A 17,481-nucleotide genomic window follows, 5' to 3' on the forward strand; every position below is an offset into this window, starting at 1 on the left:
CGTGTCCCTGGAGTTCCCTCCCGAGTGTGCCTGGCTGTTCGCCGCGCTGACCGGTGAAGTCCCGCCGAACGGCGACGAGGACAAGCTGTTCGCGCTGGCCGAGGTCCACAAGGATCTGCACGGCAAGCTGAGCAACGACACGAAGCAGCAGATCGCCGCCGCTCTCGGCTACACCCGTGACACCTTCGACGGGGACGCCGCCGAGATGTACCAGGCGGCGATGAAGAGCTTCATCGGCGAAGAGGGACTCAACTACTTCGACGCGGTGGCCGACCAGGCGCAGCTGCTCGCGCAGTACACGCGCAAGGCCGCCACCCAGCTCCAGTACACCAAGTACATGATCATCGCCCAGCTGGTGGAACTGCTGGTGGAGGCGATCGTCGCGGCGGCACTGGCGTTCTTCTTCGGGGCGTCGATCCAGGCCTACCTGGCGAAGTGCGCGATCGTCCGGTTCCTGATCCGCTCCTGGCTCGGGCGGATGGTGCTGACGCTGCTCATGCACCAGCTGATCAACGTGGGCATGGGCGTCGCGATGGACCTGCTGGTGCAGTGGTCCCAGCTCAACCAGGGCACCCGGGACGAGTACGAGGGCGACCTGACGAAGGCCGCCGCGCTGTCCGGCGCGATCCAGGGCCTTCTGGCGGGACCGTTCCAGTTCCTGGGCAACAAGCTCGGCAAGAAGCTGGCCGATCTCTTCGGCAAGAACGGCGGCAAGAACCTCGGCAACCAGCTCGACGAGGCGTTCCCGCAGCCGCCCGTGCTCGGCCCGAAGGGCCCGACCGGGGTCGGACCGAAGCCGCCGAAGAGCTTCGGCGACGACTTCGCCAAGATCTTCAAGGACAACATCCCCCACACGACCGGCCCCGGCGGCAAGGCGGCGGGCGACAAGTTCGTCCGCGAGATCGGCGACACCTTCGCCCGGCACCTGGGAGGGGACAAGGCCGGCGACGTCGGCCGCGCGTGGGCCCGGACACTCCTGGAGAACACCGGGAAGAAGGAACTGCCGCGACTGCTCGACGACGCGCTCAAGCCGCTCGGGGACAAGGCGCTCAGCAAAATCCTCGGCCAGGGCGCGGCCGATCAGCTCGGCAGGAGCGCGGCGCGGGCTCTGGCGCAGGCGGGCGTCCAGTTCACCACCAAGGGCGTGTTCGACGGTGGGCACGCGGCGGTGTCGGAGGGCTTCTACAACCTGTTCTTCAGCGACGACCACACCTTCAAGACCTCCGGCCTGACCTTCGGATCCGGCATGGTCGAAGGCCGTCTCGGCCACGTGCTGGAGGGCGCGGGCGACAAGCTCGGTGACGGCCTGCGCAACAAGGCACTCGAAGCGGGGCTGAAGCTGCCGGGGGCGGGAGCCGGCGCCGGCGCGGACGGAGCCGGAGGTTCACAGACACCGAACACGGTGAGCGGGTCGGGTGGTACGGGTGCCGTCCCGAGCGGCGACAGCTCCGGTGCCGGCGAGACGGCCGGGGTCGGTACGCCGAGCGAGGACAAGCCGGACGTCCCCTACGCGTCCGGTGTCATCGTGGACGAGAACGGCGACCAGATCCTGGTCATCGACGAGAACGATCCGTCCCGCGTCAATGACCCCGACTACGACGAGGTCACGGCCGAGGACGATACGGACGAGACCGTCGTGGGCACCGTACAACCGTCGGCGGTCCAGGGCAGCGGCCCCCTCACCACATCGGCCGGTGGCAGTGCCTCGACCCCGGTGACCACCTCCGCGAACTCGCCGAGCGCCACCACCGGCATGACGCAGCCGACCACCCAGTCCACCCAGTCCACCCAGTCCACCCAGTCCACCCAGTCCTCAACGAACAGTGCCGCCACCCCGGCACGCCCGACCAGCCAGCCGAACACGACCTCCCGTTCGGACGCGGGCGTCACCCTGTCCGGGTCCGGGCAGACATCGGGCGACTCCGTGTCGACGCCGAACGTCGCCACCGAGAGCTCGAACGAGAACGCCGGGCACTCCACTGTCACCTCGCAGGAATCGACGCAGACCGTGGAGGCGCCGGAGCCCCTGGAGTTCCTGGAGATCCTCACGCCCGCGGAGGTCACGACCGAGGGCGGGCTCGCTCCCGACGACAACGCCACGCACACGGTGAGCAGTGCCGGCGAGGACGAGGGGAACACGAGCGAGCAGCAACAACACCATCAGCGGCCCAGCCAGGCTCCGCCCTCGTTCCAGGAAGGGGATCAGGACCTGGTCCAGCATCTCGCCGGGAACACGGCCCAGAACAACCAGGCCCTCGGCTCCGGCGACTCCCTCCCCCTGGCCACCTTCGTCCCGACGTCCCCGCCCCCTCCGCCTCTCCCCCCGCAGTCCCAGCAGTCCCCGCGGCTCGCCACGGCCCCCCGACCGGTCCAGTCCCGGCCCGTCGAGAACTTCGGCACCCTGGACAGTGAGGGAATCGGCGGCGTGCAGCTGTCCCCGATCGACCCGGACGTCGCGACCTGGCTGCAGGAACGCGTGCTCGACGAGTTCGAGGACCTCGACCCGGACACGCGGGAGAGCGTACGCGCCCAGCTCTCCGCCCAGGCCCTGCACGACAACCGGCTGATGCTGCTGAGCCGTGACGGCTACCGCGTCACGGTCGACGCCCAGGGCGTGCCCCGGTCCGTCGACGTGCGACTGGGTCTGTCGGACCCACACCGGTCGGCCCTGTTCGGTGCGGGGCGCAAGCCCGCGCACAACAACGAACAGCGGCAGACGGCCGCCCTCGACACCACCTCCCAGTCCGGCACGGCGACGGTGCGCACCTTGTCCGTCCCGTTCGCGCACACCTTCGCCCAAGAGGCCGGGAAGCTCACCGGCATTCCCTTCTCGGCGACCGCCTCGGGCACCCACCAGCAGCGCTCCTTCACCTCCACGGTGACCAGCGTGGTCAACTCGACCAGCCTGTTGCGGAGCAACGAGCCGGCGACCCCGTTCGACTACCGGACGGCCTGGAGCCTCAAGCCGGTACCGACCGACGGCACCCCGGCCGGCCCCGATCGGCAGGCGTCACCGGCACCGGACTGGCAGCCGCTGGGGGAACAGGGAACGGTCACCGCCTGGTTCCCCGAGCACTTGGCCGTCCCGTCCGACGCCACGCCGACCGGACCGAACCATCTCGTGAGTCGCCGACAGGCCGAGTTCGACGCCCACTTGAACGCGCTGCCGCTGTGGGCGATGGACTCGATGAAGGACCCGGGGGCGCTGCTGCGCGCGGCGCGGGACGCGTTCGCCGGGCCGCTCGGCTCGCTGTCGCCCGATTCACGTGCGGCCGCCGAAAGGTTCCTGAGCGGTGAATACCTGCTGGGCGCCCTGCCGTTGCAGCGGCTGCGCCCGGATCTGCCGGGCGGTGACAAGGGCACGCTGTCACCTCAGTTGCTGAACGCCGACGGCGACGCGGTCGGCATGTTCCGGGTCACCGCGGTCGTCCGGCCGCGCGAGGGCACGGGCCTGCGGGACGTCCGGGTCGGCGAGAAGTACAGCTTCGAGCGGTATCTGGACCGCCAGCTGAAGGTCGACTCGCTTTCCAAGGTGTCGAGTTCGCTGGGCGGCGAGCTCTCGGCGGGCGTCAGCCTGAACGACCGTCCGAACCAGGCGGACAAGGCCCTGCGGGACTTCCACGCGAACGGTTCGGTGGTGGCCAAGGCCGGGGGCAGCCGGCAGTGGGACAAGGCGTTCGCCACCGGAGCCACGCACAACCTGGTCCACAATCTGCGGGTCAACACCGGCCATGTCCTGACACCGGCGGAGGTGACCTACCACGTCGAGTTCATCGCGGCGGACGGCGCGGTCACGCGTCCCGCTCCCGTCCCCGCTCCTTCCGCGGGCTCCGGAACGACGACGTCCGACCCCTGGACGACCCCGGTGTGGATCCGGACCCTGGACCCCGCCACCCTCACCCCCTCCCCCGTCGCCCCAGCCGCCTCCGCCGCCTCAGCCCCCGGCGGGCCGGCCGCCCTCGCGCCCACTCCCGTACTGCCCCCCGAACTCGCCCAGCTGACCAGTCTCGGCGTGTCCACCGCGGCCCTCGGCATCCACGGCCAGGGCGTGACCCGCGTGCTCGCCGAGGCCCGGACCTGGCTCCAGCGGGAGGGATTCCTGCCGCAGGGACATCAGAGTCTCCTCGGTCCGGGAGCGAGTCTGGTCAAGGCGCGGCTGAACAACCTCCGCAAGCTCGACCTGTTCGGCTCGCAGAACGGGCTGCTCGGCGCGGCCGACGAGCTCGTCGACGGCGGGCTGCTGCTCCATTTCGACCAGCCGCTGCCGGGCGGCGGGGTCCGCCGGGTCCAGCTGCGGTTCACGCTCGACCGCGATCTGACGGGACCCGCCCCGCTCACCCCCGAGAAGTCCCTGACCGGCGTCCACATGCCCAGCTCCAGCAACCTGAGCGCGCCCCACAGCAGCCAGCGGTCGACCACCACCGCGGTGACCGCCGGCCTCGCCGGCAGCCTCGCCGGCCTGGTGTTCGGCCGGGCACGCCCGAGCCTGGCCGGCGACTACAAGGGCACCGGCCAGGTGACGGAGAGCACCACGGCGGGCGCCTCGCTCTCCCACTCGCAGTTCATCCTCACCAGCAACCAGCAGACCGCGCTCTACCGGGTCCCGGCCGTCCTCTCCCTGAGCGTGTCGGAGGGCACGGACCCGACGCCCGTCCACACGTACCACTCGGGCTTCCTCACTCCCGCCGACGGCGCGCAGCTCTCGGATCCGTCCGCCGACGGCACCTACATCGAGCTCGCCGTCCCCGCCCAGCGCACCCTCACGACCGCCCCGGCCCCCCACGGCCCGGCTCTCTTCGACGCCGACGCCCCCTGGCCGCCCGCGGAACAGACCGTCGTCCTCCCGGACAGCTCGCTGGTCGACGTGATGCGGGGCAGCGCCGCGCTGTACCGGACCGTCGAGCAGATGCTGGGCGTCCAGGAAGGGGATCACGCCACCCGGACCACCGAGGACGTGACACCGGCCCCGTCCACCTGGTCGGCGTCCCTCGCGAACGCCGCCGACGCCCTCACCACCTATGCCAGGAACGCCGCGTCCACCGTGCACCACACGGCGTTCGGCGGGGCGCTGGACGACCAGGGCCTCCTGCTGCACGAGTCGCTCCACGCCCAGCTCGCCCCGGCCGCCCTGCTCGCCCGCTCCCACCAGATGATCAAGGGCACGTACGTCATCGACGACCTGTTCGGCACGGGCGCGCTCGCGGGGACCGACCTCGTCGTCGAGGTGCGGGCGATCCTCTCCGACCCGCGGGTCCTCGGCACGGTGACGCAGTACGGCGAGAACGACCTCGCCCTCTCCGACACCGCCTCCCACCAGGTCTCCACCACCTTCTCCCACGAGGGCGGCCTGGGCCTCTCCGCCACCTCTGGCCGGACCCGTGCGGAGGCCGAGACTCCGGCGACGGAGACACCGCGGCCCACGGGCAGGGGACCTGTCACCGGGGGCGGTGGCGTCAAGGCCGTGGCGGGCCGGGGCCGGGGGCGCGCGGTGACGAGTTCCACGTCGACGGGCATGACACGGGTGCCCTCCGAGAGCGGCGCGCAGTTCCGGATCGCGGCGGACGTCACCTACGAGATCACGCTCATCCGGGGCACCAGGAGCCTCGCCACGGACTCGCGCGGACCGTCCCCGACCACGACGACCCGCACCGTGAAGGTGCCCGGCGGCATCCAGTACCTCGCCACCGCCGACCAGTTGCGACGGACCGGCGGTCAGGTGGTGGCGGATCTCGGAGCGGACACCCGGCCCGTGGGCGGCACGCTTCCCCGCCGATTCCGGCGGTACGGAATGCTGGGCCTCGCGGCGGTGGTCGAGGCCACCACGCTGTCGGCGCCCATGCCCGCCACACCGGCGGCGGACACGCCCGCGCCCGCGGCCGACCGCTCCGTCCTCCGTGACCGTCTGATGGACCTGGTCGGCCGGCACGCGCCGGGAAGCACCACGCCCGGCCACCGCTCCTACGTGCCCGGGCTGCGCCGGCTCATCGCCGACGTCACCTCGCCGGCGGCGCTCGCCATGCTCCCGGGCCGCGGCGATCGGCAGCCGTTGTCGTTCACCTTCCCCTACCAGGACGGCCTGACCATCAAGAGCGTGACCGTCGACGTGCACGGTCACCCCAAGGGGAGCGCCGACGAACTGAGGAATCTGAGCGGACGCGCGGTCGGCGACGGCGGCGCGCTGGAGAACTTCACCGCCCACGCCCCCGCCAACCGCACCGAGAGCGTCAGCCGGACCGCCCGTTCGGGACTCAACGTGTCCGGTTCGGTCTCACTGCCCACCTCGGACACCACCGCCCGCAAGGCGGGCCTCGGCCCCGTCGCCGGACACGCGACCAATCGTTCCTCCACCGTGAGCACCTCCCGCACCGCCGAGGACCGGCTCTGGCAGCGGACCGAGCGCGGAACCGAGTTCACCCTCGGTTACGAGTTCACCGCCCAGGTCACGATCGACGGCACGACCCACCCGCTGCCGGCCCCGGTCGACGGGCGGGTCACCCTGCGGTTCGGCGGCGACACCGCCGCCCAGAACCCGGACCACGAGCCGGCCTTCACGCCCGTCCCGGACGAGGTGCACCTCACGGACCCGGTCACCCGTCTGCCGCAGCTGACCGGCGCGACCCCGCTGCGGCCGATCGGCAACGAGGTCGCCTACGGCCTCACCAACCAGCAACACCTGCTGGAAGCCGTCGAAGCACTGGCCCCCGCCCTCCACACGCTCACTCCCTTGTCCACCCGGACCACCGAGGGCGCGGCCGTCCGGCTCACCGAACTGCTGCACGGCGGCCGGATCGCGGCCGGGCCCCTACGGACGACGGCCGGTTTCTTCGGCCGGATGCTCGGTGTCAAGAACCTCCCGTCCGTCACCCTGTCCACCCAGGTGTTCAACCCGCGCGTCCTGGACAGCACCAGGGGCGTGACGACCGACCGGGTGCGGGTCGCCGGATTCGGCACCTCGTCCAGCTCCGCCTCGTCCCGGACCACTTCCTTCAGCCTGGCGGTCACCGGCACCCTCGGCGCCGACGGTTCGCACACCCTCGGCGCGTCGGCCCCGCTCGTCTCGTACCAATCGACACCCGGCGGCCGGGGCGGCGGAGTCTCGGCCGCCGGGCGGCGCTGGGAGAAGACCGGCCGCGCCGGGACACCCGACGCCACCGAGGGCGAACCGACGCACGAGGTCGAGGTGGACACGGTCACCACCGTCACCGGCCCGGACGGGACCGTGCGGTACGTGACCGGCACCGCCCTGATGCGGGTGCCCGAACGGGAACTGCTCGGCCTCGGAGTGTTCCAGGAAGCGGACCGGGGCAACGGGGTGTGGGACCTCTCGGCGGACCCCGCGCCGCGGCCCGCGCCGGGGTCCGCCACCCTGACCGAGGTCTTGGCGGCCACCGCGACGGACCTTCGCGTCATCGCCGCCGGCCCGCACCCCGACGGCCTGCCGGCCCAGCTGTGGCACGACCTCGGCCCGCGGCCCGAGCCCGTCACGCGTATGGCGTTGCTCTATCGCGCGTACCGGATCGCCCAGGAGGGCGGATTCCCGGTCGAGCTCGCGCTGCGCGATTCCTCCGGCACCCGCTTCTGGTCCTTCGTCCCGTCGTCGCCGCACGCCTCCTCCACGGTCTCGCGGCCGACCACCGCGCCGGTCTCCTCCGTGACCGGGGAGCACGCGATGTTCGCGCGCCTGTACGACGCGGAGCGCCGGGCCGGCGAGGCGTCGCAGGCCCTGCTTCTCATCGAGGCGGCGGACTCCCTGCGCACGGACGGGACCCGCCTTTCACAGCAGTCGGCCGAACAGCTTCGTACGCGGCTTGAAGAGTTGGACGCAAGGGAGTCGGAACTCGTACGCGAGCGGGACGGCCTGCGGACGATGCTCGACAAGACCGCCGCGGCCCGCGCCGGCACTCCCGCCCCCTCCCCCGACCGGGCCGCCGTGCTCGACCGCCGGGCCGAGATGCTCCGCGGCGCGCTGGTCTCGTCGGCGCACGACCTCGACACGCTCCATGCGGAGCGCGCCCGCATCGAACAGTGGCAGGACCTGACCGCCCGGCGCCTCGCGGCCGAAGCGGAGATCCGCGCCTTGGAGGGCGATCTGACGCACGCGGCCGCCGCCCTGGAGACAGCGCACCAGGGCTCTCTCACGGTGTCGGGCGACCTCCTGATCCCGCCGGTCACCGATCCCCGGCCGGAATCCCTCGCCTCGCAGACGCCCGCCTGGACCGCCTCCAACGCGCCGGAGGCCTCCCAGGGGCCGGACACCACCACCGCGCCCCGCCCTCCGGCCGAACGGGTCACCCGCCCCGTACTTCCCCATGAATCACGGCAGTTCAAGGGCAGCGCCACCGCGGCCGTCCACACGGAGCGCTTCGATCCCCACCTCACCCAGACCAACGGCGTCAAGGGCACCCGCGGCCTGCTCGACGGCTCCCTCACCCTGATCCGTCATCATGTCCGCCGGGAGCAGATGCCCGACGGGCGGACGGTCAGGCACTTCTTCGTCACGCTTCCGTTCGCCCTCACCGACGGGCTGACACCCGGGGATCTGTCGTCGCTCCAGAACCGTGTCCAGGCCGCCCTGGACACCCACATCAACCAGCCGGGCTACCGGCTGCCCGAGTCCGGCGACCAGCTCCGCGTCACGGCCGAGTTCGTGCACGCGCCGACCCACAGCGAGGCGGTCACGCTCGCGCACGCGACCCGGCCCGCCCGCGCGGACCAGCGCTCCTGGGACCTCGGCCACAGCGATGCCGTCCTGACCCACGAGATCCTGCACTACCTGGGCCTGCCCGACGAGTACGCCGACACCGGCGCGGCCCGCCCCCACCTGTTCCGCCGGAACGCGGGCGCGTCCGGTGTCCACACCGAGGGCCTGATGGCCCGCACCGACACGGCCTCGCCGGACGCGCTCCCGGCCGCGTACCTCCGGACGATCGAGCAGGTCAGCCAGAACGCGGTCATCCCCCTGCACACCGCGCCCGGACCACTCACCCAGGTCTCACGGCTGAGCCCGTCGTCCCCGAACTCTCCCTCGCTTCCCGTCAGTTCGTCCCCGTCCGACTGGCGGCGTCCGCTGTCGGCCTACGTCCAGGGATACGGTGCCGAGGGCTTCCCGGGCGTCGGGATGGAGCACTTCGAGCCGCTGCCGACGGCGACCCTGGACGCGCTGGCAGAACATGTCACCACACTGCTGACGTCCCATCAGACGGCCGACGAAACCTCCACCGACGCCCAGCGGAGCGCACACCTGGCCACCGTACGCGCGGCCCTGTCCCGGCAGTTCGGCCCGTCGGCGCTCGCCACCCGGATGCCGTACCTGCTGAGCGAGCACGGCCACCCGCTCACGGTCGACCTGGACGGTGTACGCCACACCGTGGACCTCCGGGTGCGGCTGTCCGATCCCGTGACGTCCCCGGCGTTCGGCACGTACACCCAGGAGGATCCCGAGCGCCGGATCGAGAAGCGGGCGACGGGCGCGCTGGAACAGGCGAGTGCGTCCGGCTCGGTCAACCCCCGCACCCTGCCGATCCCGCTGACCTTCAACCTGCCCGTCTCGAACTCGTTCGTCACCGGCGTCCTGTTCAGCCCGACCCTGAGCATCACCCACAACCAGCGCGCGTTCACGGGCACCACCGGGCAGACGGTGACCCAGACACAGGTCCTGCGCAACAACACTCCCTCCCACCCGGTGGAGTTCGCTTCGGCCTGGCAAGCGCGGGTGCGGACCACTGGGACCGGAACGGACGCCGCGGTCCGGATCGACGACGAAGCGCCCGCCCTGCCCCTGAGGGAGCCCGCCGCCTGGGGGGATCCCTTGGATTCCGGCCGGCTGACCGTGCAGTTCCCCGCCCGCGTGGCGACGGTCGCTCCGGCGGGCCCGGACCAGCATGCCTCCGAGTCCTCCGAGTCCTCCGACACCACGGTCGCTTCGCTCGACGACCTCCCCCTGTGGACGGTCGACTCCCTTCAGGACCCCGGCTTCGTCGAGCGGAGGGCAACCGAGGTGCTGGCCCAGCCCCTCGGTGTGCTCGCCGAACACTCGCTCCAGGAGCTCCGCACCTTCTTCGGTGAGGCGAACCTGCGCGGCAGCGCCCACCTCCAGCGCGCCGCGGCCAACGGACAGCTCAGCCCGATCCTGTACCGGCCGGACGGCACGGCCGTCGGCATGCTGCGGCTGACGGTGCGCCTGGAACCGAACGGCACCACGGTGGCGTCCGTGCCCGACAAGTTCTTCATGGAGAGCCACCTCTCGCGAAGCGTCAAGTTCGACACCGGGGTGAAAATCACCTCCGGGGTCGGGCTGGATACCGCGGTGAACCCGTCGCTGGACCTGGTGCGGCCCTTCTCCGCCACCACGCCCTGGACGACAGGAGCGGGATTCGGCTTCAAGGGCGGCTTGAAATGGAGCTGGTCGCACGGCCACAACTCCGGTTCCACCGCATCCGTCAACCACACCCTGCGCACCACCGGCCGGCACCATCTCGTCCCGTTCACCGCGTCTTACTCCGTGTCGCTGGTCAGCCGCGACGGCACCGAGCACCCGTACCCGCTGGGCAGCACACCGGTGCGCCTGCGGGTGCTGCCGCAGAGCGCGGTCACGCTCACCGAACCGGGAACCCGCCCCGTACCGCCGGAGATCGAGCGGCTGGAGGCCATCGGCGTGTCGGCCACGCCGTTGCGCGTCGACGGCACAGAGCAGATGTTCACGCGACTGGAGACCTGGCTGCGCGACCGGGGCTACCTGCCGTCCGCCACACCGGCGGCCGACGCGTCCGCGGCCTCTCCCCGTGCGGCAAGTGGTCCGCTGACGCACGCCGCCGCGCGCGTCCGGGAGTGGTGGCACCGCCTCGACGAGGCGAACGTCGCGGCGCGCCTCGCCAACCAGCGCGTCTTCGAGCAGTTCCGGTCCTCCCTCGGTCTGCGCGCCGCGCTGGACGACATGGCCGACGACGCCCACCGCGTCTGGCTGACGCTTCCCGGCGGCCTGACCCGGACCGAGCAGCGGATCGAGCTGTCGCTGAGCATGACCCGCACCGCGAGCCCGGTGGTGCACGAAGGCGGACTCGGCGCGATCGAGACGATCAACTCGGTGGCGCTGGCGCTCCCCGGTACCGAGCAGACCTCCGCGACCGGCGGCTCGACGCGGGGCTGGGGCCTCTCGCTCTCCGGCCCCCACGGCACGGGCCCGCTCACCCTCGCCGCGGGGTACCAGCAGGCGTCCGGTCATCAGACCGGGACCACCACGACCCTCGGCAACGCGCTCGGCCACGACCAGCTGGTCCTCACCCGCAACGCGCCCAGCCAGGTGTTCACCGTGCCCGTCCACTTCACGGTGCGGGTGCACGAGGGCGGGGAGCACAGCCCGGTCGAGCCGTTCAGCACCGCGCCCGTGCCCGACGCGACTGTGATCGACATGGAACCGCCGACGGTGCTCCCGGGAACCGGTAACACCGCGTCTCCCAGCCTTCGCGTCCTGGTGCCCGGCGACCGGACCGTACCCGTGGCGGGGACGCGGGACCAGGTCGCGACGGGGACGCCCCGCGAGGGGCGGATCCGCCCGGTCGACGACAGCGATCGCCGGCTGCTCGGATTCCGTACGGAGGACGAGCCCGGGACCGTACCCGCGGAGCCCGTCCTGCGCATCCCCGACGACGCGTTCGTCGACCTGGTGCGCGGCGCGCGGCGGCTGCGCGAGGCGATCCTCGACGCGCTCGTCGCCTCCGGGAGCACGGGCGAGAACGCGGGTGGCGACGGCACGCCCACCCCCTTCTCCTCACGCGGCTGGCCGAGCAGCGTCCTCTTCGGTCCCACCCCCCAGGACCACCGGGCCTCCTTGACCGAGCAGCTGAACGCCGCCGTCAACGCCACCCAACTCACCGCTCACGCACACCAGTTGTTCAAGAGCAGCTATGTCATCGAGGGGCTGGTGCTGCCCGGCCTGATCTACGACACCGAGGTGTCCGTGGAGATCCAGGCGTTCGCCCGCGGGCCCCGCCTCGTGTCGGAGGCCGAACACGCCCAGTACATCGAGACCGGCGTGAGCTCCACCCGTTCCTTCGCCCGGCAGGTCACCGACAGCGCCACCTTCGAGCGCTCGACGACGTTCTCCGGCAAGGAGCAGCAAGCGAGTGGAACGTGGGCATCGGCGCTCCACCCGGCCCTCGGTCACACCTCCACCTCGCGCGACGACCACGCGCTGACCACCACCACGTCGGACGGGGTCACCCGTACGCCCACCGAGGCCACGCGCCTGCTGCGCATCGGCGCGGACACCACCTTCGTGGTCACGGTCCGCCAGGGCCGGCGCAACTTCTACCTGAACGCCGTGTCCGAGGTGTCGCAGCACCTCCCCGGATCCGCCGCCCCCCTGACCGTGACGAGAGCGGTCGACCTGCCCGACGGGCTTCAACTGCTCGTCACGCCGGGCCAGGCCGGACGCAACCGGGAGTTCTTCGCCGCGGTGTCCGGGGTGACCCCGCCCGCCCCACCGGCCGTCCGGGACCTGCCGTTCCCGCAGCCGTTGCGCGACGGGCAGGCGTTCGGGGTCGGGTCGGTGCTCAACGTCGTCCCCCTGGCACCTCGGGAATCGACGGCGGACACCACGGACACCACGGAGGCCGCCGGCCGGCGGCCCGACCCCGAACGGGACCGGTTCGGCCGCGTCCTGCGGGAACTGGTGGAACGGGCCGCGCCCGGCCTCCTGTCCCCCGGCGACGCGTACGGTCCCGGCGTGCGGGCCCGGCTGGCCGACCTGACCTCGACGGCGGGCCTGCGCATGCTGGCCTCGCGCGGGGCGAACAACCCGCTGCGGCACCACTTCGTCCATGTGCGGAACGGGATCGCCCGGCTCGTCGAGGTGTCCGTGTACGCGACCCCGGCGGAGAACCTGCGCGACGTACGCGGGTCCCGGGTCGACGGCACCTCGTCGGGGCAGGAGAACACGTTCACGCACGTCCCCGGCAACACCACGGTCTCGGACAGCTCCACCGCCCAGCACGGCGTCACGTTCACCCCCGGCACCAGGCACCCGAGGCCGCCGGTGGGAATCCACATGGACGTCTTCACGCCGAAGGTCGCGCACTCCTCCGCGCGGACGGTCGCCACGTCGTCCGGTACCGCCTCCGACCAGCGGTTCTGGCTGCGCTCCGACGCCGCGGCGGAGTACACCCTGGAGTACGAGTACCACGCCGAGGTACGCACCCGGACGCTGCCGTTCACTCCCGCGCAGCTCACTCAGGAACTGCTGCACAGCGATTGGCTGCGCGACCATGCCTGGGCACAGTGGCTGTCCGAGTGGATCGGCTCGGCCTCGGAGTACGGGCCGCCGCTCACCCCTCCCGCCCACGACCGGCTGCCGGCCCGGGTCGATCTGCGGTTCACCAGCGATGACGTGCACAGTGCCGGGCGCACGACGGAGGAGAACCAGGAGCTGACCACCCGGGAAGCGACGGTGCTGGACTCCCGGCCCCTGCCGTCGGCGCGGCGGGAAGAGGGCCCGGAGGATCCCGCGCGCCGGTGGCTGCCGAACGGAGTCCGGCCCCTGGTGGTGCACTCGTTCAGCGGCATCGGCCTCCTGCACCAGGCCGTGCGTGAGGTGGCGCCGGGGCTCGGACTGCCGGAGACGACACCCGACCAGCGGGCGGAAGCCGGTGATCAGGCGGCCGTACGGTTCACGGAGCTCGCGGGACAGGAGCGACTGACGGTCGGCGGCCCCTGGCTGGCCGGCCTGCTGGGACTGGACGCGTCATCGTACGGATCGTCCCCGTCGGGGGCCGAGGTAACCTTGTCCGTCGCCCTGCACAGTCCCGCCCTGCTCCGCGACACCGGCGCCCTGGCGATGGACCGGGTGTTCATCCAGACGACCTCGGGTGCCACGTCGACGACCCGGTCGGACGCCACGGCCTTCACCGCACAGCTCGGCGCCAAGGGGCCGGTGCCTCAGATGACGCTCGGCCCGACGGCGCCGCTGGCGCAGTTCCAGCACCAGCCGCCCGGGGCGGCGGCCACGCACACCGCCACCGACCGCAACTGGCAGCGGCAAGGCGTGACATCCGTACCGAAGGACGAGCGGACCTGGCGGACCCATCTGGTGAGCTTCTCCACGGTGATCACCGTGACAGGGCCGAACGGAGACGAACGCCAGGTCGAGGGCAGTGCCACCGTGCGGCTCTCCGAACGGGACCTGCTCGGCCTCGGCGTGCTGCCCGGGCACGTCACCGAGCAGGTCTTCGACGGCACCACCCTGCTACGGGAGTCCGCGCCGTCCGCCCCGGCTGATCCCGCCCCGGCCTCCACTGCCCCTCCGGCCTCCACGGCGGAGCGTCTCGCGGCGGGCATCACGAACGCCGAGCCCGGCACCCTGCCCGTGGAACTCTGGCTGGACGTCCGCGGCGACGCCGCGCTCACTCTGCTCGCCGCGTACACCGGGGAGACCGGGGACATCACCGACCTGAACACCCTGGCCCTCGCCCTGGCCCGTCACGTGGCCGAGCTGGCCGGGCGCCCGGTGACCCTGGGTCTGCTGACGGGCACCGGCCGGACCCTTGTCGACTCGGGCCCGCTCACCCCTTCCGCCCGTTCCACCCTCTCCGACCTGGCCCTGGACATCCTCACCGGGGGCGGCTCCTCCCGCACCGCCAACGAACCCGAGGACACCGCGTGAACGCGCGGGAGCTATGGTCGACATCACTTTTGAGCACGGCCGTTCATGGAGGATCAGTGCAACCCAGCAGCCCCGTCAGCCGGGAGCGCACCGGATGAGCGGCATGTCCTCACGGATCCCCCGGTGGTTCGGCCGCCGCACGCCCGCCTCTCCGGCGGCCACCACACCCGGCCCGGGCGAGACCCCGGCGGGCCCGCACACCGTCCTCGAAGCGGACGGCGAGCGGTTCCTCCTCCGTTCCTCGGCCGACCGGGCCTCCACCGTGGCCGAGTTGGTCCGCGACCTGCCCGCCGAGCCCGGGCGGCCGGTGGTCGTCGTCGACGTGACCGCCGACGCGGCGGGCAACCTCGGCGAGGAACTGGGCGGCCTGCTCGGACGGTTGAGCGCCGACCCGGCCTGCTCGGCCGCACGCCTGGTCATGTCCGGCGCGGCAGCCGCGACAGCCGAACGACTTCCTTTGGCGCAACGCCTCGCCGACGCCTGGCAGTTGGATATCGAGGCACCGGACGCGCCGATCGTCCTCGTCCCCGGGGGCGGGCTGTACGTGGCCGAGCCCACGACCCGCGCCGGGGGCTGGTGGCGGTTCGCACCCGGCGGCGAGCCCGAGGCGCTGGGGGCGCGCATGCCCGCGCCGCGCTGGCAGCGAGCACTGGCCCGGGTCCCCCTCGGCGCGCTGGGCGGATGCGTCGTGCAACAGATACCGGCGGGCCTGTCGCTGCGTCCCGCCGGGGCGGCGGCGCCACGGACCGGGGAGTTGGCGTACGCCCTGGCCGTCCACCCTGAGCGGCTGACCCTGCTGGTGAGTTCCCGCGGGGCGAGCGAGGAAGGCATCGCCGAGGACCTGGCGACGCTGCTCGCCGGACTGCCCGCCGAGCTGCGCCGTTCGGTGCGGCTCGCGCCCGGTGACGGCCGGGATCTGCTGCCGGTCGCGGAGACGGTGGCGGACCTGCTGGGCACGGAGATCGAGGTCTGCACCGGCCTCCCGTTCCCCCTGCCCGACGGGGCGCCGGGAGCCGCGCACGCCGAGTCCGTGCGCCTGAACTCCTCGGAGGGCGAGCCCACATGGCCCGCCCTGCTGGCCTCCGTGGTGTGCGCCCCCGCCGGACCCGACGGCCACCGCCCCGCTGCCCGCCCGGCCCGCTGGAATCTGCCGGATCCCGTGGACGGCCCGGCCCTCGAACCCGCCACGCTGCGCCTGCCGGACGGCGCGTACGCCGTCGCGGTGCGGGCGGGCCTGTGGGTGGGCGACTCGCCCGTACCACCCCCCGAGGTGCGCGACCGGCCGGCCGAGGCACGTGCCGCTCGGATCGAGATCGCGGACACGGACGACGACACGTCCCGCGACCTGCTGCTGACGTCGCTGGCGGCGCTGCTGCCCCGACTGGACGAGCAGGTGCGCGAGCACGCGGAGATCGCCGCCCCGAAGGGGGCCGGGCCGGAGACCGTGGGAGCCTTGCGCCGGTTCTCGATGCGGCACGGGGTGGCGTACGTGACAGGCGCGAGGGAGGAAGGCACCTCGGTGACGCCCGACGCCGGAGCCACCCCGTCCGAGCCGTCGGCCCCGCCGGCCGCGCCTCCCGGGGCACCGGTCCGACCCATGGCCCTGACCTCCACCTCCACCGGCTCCCCCGCTCCCGCGACCACCGAGGCGACTCCGGTGCACGTCGCCGCCCCGGCGTCCGAGCCGCGACCCTCCGGTCCGGAAGAGGTTCCGGAGGCCGTTCCCACCGTTCCCACCGTTCCCACCGTGCTCGCCGGCCGCCCGGCGACCGGGAGCGCGGCTCGCCCTGCCGAAGAAGCGCGTATTCCGGCACCGTCGGCTCGGGCGTCGGCCGTACGGTCCGAAGTCCACGCCACCGAAAGTGTCCCGGCGCCACCGGCAGCGGTGTCCACGGCTGCGCTCCCGGCCGCGAAGCCCCCGGCCGCCCCGACCGTCCCTGCGCCCCCTGCCGCCCCCCGCCGTACCGGCACAGCCCCCACCGGTGCCAGCGGCGACGGCGACCGGGCGGCCTTCCGAGACCTGGCGTCGGACGTCTGGGAGGAACACACCGGGCCGGTCAACCAGGCCCTCATCCGGCTGCCCGCCCTGCGCGGCACCGGTGAGGCCGCCGCACGCGCCGACCTGATAGCCGTACACCTCTACCTCACCTCGCCGCCGGACGGCCCCTTCGGAGCGCTCGCACTGGCGGAGCACGCCGAAGAGCTGCGCCCGTACGCCGCGTGTCTGTCCTCCGGACTCGGCCGCCTGCCCGCGCTGCGCGGCACCCTGATGCGCGCGGTGCCCGGCCCGGACATCCCGGAGGACGTCGTTCCCGGGGCGTGCCTCCACACGGACGCGCCACTCGACGCCGTCCATCTGGAGGCGCCGGACGCTCCTGTCCCGCCCACGGAGTTCGTCCGTTACGTCATCCGCCCCCTCACCGCCCGCCGGACCTCCGCGCTGACGCGCGACGGCAGCGGAGCGGCGGCGCTGTTCGCCCCGGGCACCGCGTTCTCCGTGCTGGCCAGGTACGAGGCGGGCGACGGGCTGCCCGGCCGTATCCTGCTCGCCGAAGTCCCGTCCGGCGCCGCCCCGTTCCGGCCCCCTTCGGACGAGGTCGTCGCCCGACTGGACACGGCCTCCCGCCGGCTGCCCCTGCCGGGCGGCCCACCGTGGCCCGTCCGCTGTACGGGCCCGCTCACTTCCTAGTGCTGTCGTCGGCTGTCCGGCCGTCCGTTCCGCTCCTCCGTCCCCGAGAGAGGCATTCATGGCAACCAGCGAGTCCGCCCCGACAGGCGGGGGCACCGGCGCTTCCGGGCCATCGGTCCGACGCGCGACAGCGCTT

Annotated in this window: 2 protein-coding genes; both read left to right on the forward strand. The window is 72.8% G+C overall.

Annotated features, from left to right (window positions below; translation table 11 throughout):
- The first annotated feature begins 1 nt into the window (after window position 1).
- Complete coding sequence (locus tag ABZ693_RS03940; RefSeq protein ID WP_359873027.1) at window positions 2–14,656, forward strand: WXG100-like domain-containing protein; 14,655 nt, start codon at window positions 2–4, stop codon at window positions 14,654–14,656.
- A gap of 103 nt (window positions 14,657–14,759) precedes the next feature.
- The gene (locus ABZ693_RS03945; protein WP_359873029.1) at window positions 14,760–17,345 is read left to right on the forward strand and encodes a hypothetical protein; all 2,586 of its coding nucleotides are present in this window, start codon (window positions 14,760–14,762) and stop codon (window positions 17,343–17,345) included.
- Window positions 17,346–17,481 lie beyond the last annotated feature (136 nt).

Origin of the sequence: Streptomyces laurentii, assembly GCF_040635425.1 — a bacterium.
GTDB lineage: Bacteria > Actinomycetota > Actinomycetes > Streptomycetales > Streptomycetaceae > Streptomyces > Streptomyces laurentii.